This window comes from Ornithinimicrobium cavernae (assembly GCF_003121625.1).
Classification (GTDB): Bacteria; Actinomycetota; Actinomycetes; order Actinomycetales; family Dermatophilaceae; genus Ornithinicoccus; species Ornithinicoccus cavernae.
This window is the reverse complement of the sequence record NZ_QDDJ01000030.1, coordinates 1-1,676: the sequence shown is the minus strand read 5'-3', so window position 1 is coordinate 1,676 and position 1,676 is coordinate 1. Positions and strand designations below refer to the sequence as shown.

Here is a 1,676-nt window from a genome sequence, read left to right as displayed (position 1 = left end):
AGCCTCGATCCACCGATGGGCTTGCGGGGCTGAGCGTGCCGTGACACAGAGATGCCCTCCCGTACTGGGAGATTGGGACTTGCGACTGTTCCAACACTCCGACCCGGAAGGGCATCTCTGGGATGAAACTCTCTCACAGGTTCACGGTCGGCTCCGCGGTCTTCGACGACCCGAACCTGGTGTCGACCGCCGGGCTGGTGCCGGTGATGGGCCTGGCCGACCGCGCCGGCCTCGGTGAGCTGGCCAAAGAGCATCTGAGCGTGCCCACGGACAAGGGCGCCAACGCGGGAGCGAAGGTGGCCGCGCTGGTCGCCGGCATGGTCGCGGGAGCGGACAGCATCGATGACATGGCGCTGCTGCGTCACGGCGCGATGAAGAAGGTCTTCTCCGGGTGCTACGCGCCCTCCACCCTGGGCTCGTTCCTGCGCTCGTTCACCTTCGGTCACGTCCGCCAGCTGGACGCCGTCGCCTCCCGGGTCCTGGTCAACCTTGCCTCCACCACCCCGGTCGTCAAAGGCATCCAGGACTACGCCGTGCTCGACGTCGACGACACGATCATCGAGGTCCACGGGTACGCCAAGCAGGGCGCCGGGTTCGGCTACACCCGAGTGCGGGGGCTGAACGCGCTGTTGGCCACCGTGTCCACCGACCAGGCTGCCCCGGTGATCGTGGCCCAACGGCTGCGCAAGGGCTCGGTCGGCTCCCCGCGCGGCGCGGACCGGCTGGTCGCCGACGCCCTGGCGACCGTGGCCAGGATGCGCGACGGCAACCACGGGAGCAGGCCGGTGCTGGTCCGCGCGGACTCGGCGTTCTACGGGTACCCCACCATCGGTGCCGCCGTCCGCGTCGGAGCCGACGTGTCGGTCACCGTGCGGCTGACCAGCAATATCAGGGCCGCGATCGCCACCATCACCGAGCAGGCGTGGACCCCGATCGAGTACACCGACGCGATCCGCGACGAGGCCACCGGGGCGTGGATCTCCCGGGCCGAGGTCGCCGAGATCCCCTTCACCGCATTCACCGCCCAGGCCCGCTCCCGGCACGTGCCCGGCCGGCTGGTCGTGCGCCGCATCCCCGACCTGAACCCCAAGAAGGGTGAGGGCCAGGACCAGTTGTTCGACACCTGGCGCTTCCACGCGTTCTTCACCACCACCGACGCTGACGTCCTCGACACCGTCGCCGCGGACAAGACCCACCGCGCTCACGCCATCATCGAGAACGTCAACGCTGACCTGAAGAACGCCGCCCTGGCACACCTGCCCTCCGGCAAGTTCGCCGCGAACGCCGCCTGGCTCGTCCTGGCCGTGATGGCGTTCAACCTCACCCGTGCCGCCGCCACCATGACCGGTCCGCAGCTGGCCAGGGCGACCACCGCCACCATCCGCCGCACCCTGGTCACCGTCCCCGCCCGGGCATCGTCCTCGGCCCGGCGACTACGCCTGCACATGCCCACGAACTGGCCCTGGCAGCAGGCGTGGACGCGACTGTTCGACACCGCCTGCGGACCACCCTTACCCGCCACGATCTGACCACCCAGCCGGTGACGGCACGACCCAGGAACCCGCACGTGGAACACCCCGACAGCGAGGTCGGGAGATCTCCTACGCCCGCTCCCGAGAAATCGCCTATGCCCTCGCAACACCCTGCTCAACGACGTCCGTCGGTGGATCGAGGCT

The 1,676-nt window shown here is 69.4% G+C and carries 1 protein-coding gene; it reads left to right on the top strand.

Annotated elements, in window-relative coordinates; translation table 11 throughout:
* The first annotated feature begins 122 nt into the window (after positions 1–122).
* Entirely contained in the window at positions 123–1,529 is a 1,407-nt protein-coding gene (locus DA085_RS20570; RefSeq protein ID WP_109474866.1) for an IS1380 family transposase, read from the top strand.
* Positions 1,530–1,676 lie beyond the last annotated feature (147 nt).